The organism is Chelatococcus reniformis (genome assembly GCF_014640075.1).
GTDB lineage: Bacteria > Pseudomonadota > Alphaproteobacteria > Rhizobiales > Beijerinckiaceae > Camelimonas > Camelimonas reniformis.
Genome location: NZ_BMGG01000030.1, coordinates 1 through 931 on the forward strand (window position 1 = coordinate 1; position 931 = coordinate 931).

At 69.2% G+C, this 931-nt stretch carries 1 protein-coding gene; it reads left to right on the plus strand.

The genetic code is table 11. The annotated features are described in order from the left end of the window. The coding region (gene metK, locus IEW34_RS30180) for a methionine adenosyltransferase (protein WP_188612955.1) at positions 1-931 on the plus strand (931 nt) is incomplete at both ends.

Sequence of the window (931 nt, forward strand, 5' to 3'; positions counted from 1 at the left end):
ATCGGCTACGAGCAGGACGGTTTCCACTGGGATCGGGCCCATGTGGAAGTTCATCTGCACGCCCAGTCGGCCGACATCGCGGTTGGCGTCGACTCGGCCGGCAACAAGGATGAGGGTGCCGGCGATCAGGGCATCATGTTCGGCTACGCCTGCCGGGAGACGCCCGAGCTGATGCCGGCGCCGATCTATTACGCCCACAAGATCCTGCGCCGCCTGTCGGAGGCTCGCCGCTCCGGCGAGACCGGCGCGCTCGGCCCGGACGCCAAGAGCCAGGTCACGGTGCGTTACGAGAACGGCAAGCCGGTCGCCGCGACGCAGATCGTGGTGTCGACCCAGCACCTCGACGAGGCTCTGACCTCCCACGACGTGCAGGCGATCATCGAGCCCTACGTGCGCGAAACCCTGCCGGACGGGTGGATTTCGAAGGACACGATCTGGCACGTCAACCCGACCGGCAAGTTCGTCATCGGCGGCCCCGACGGCGACTGCGGCCTGACCGGCCGCAAGATCATCGTCGACACCTACGGCGGGGCCGCGCCCCACGGCGGCGGCGCCTTCTCGGGCAAGGACCCGACCAAGGTCGACCGCTCCGCCGCCTACGCCGCGCGTTATCTCGCCAAGAACGTCGTCGCGGCCGGGCTCGCCGAGCGCTGCACCATTCAGCTCTCCTACGCCATCGGCGTGTCCAAGCCGCTGTCGCTCTACGTCGACCTGCACGGCACCGGCAACGCCGACGAGGCCAAGCTGGAGACCGTGCTGATGGACGTCATGGACCTGTCGCCGCGCGGCATCCGCCAGCACCTGTCGCTCAACCTGCCGATCTATGCGCGCACCTCGGCCTATGGGCACTTCGGCCGCGCGCCGGAGGCGGACGGCGGCTTCTCGTGGGAACGCACGGATCTGGCCGAGGCCATCCGCTCGGCCGCCGGCT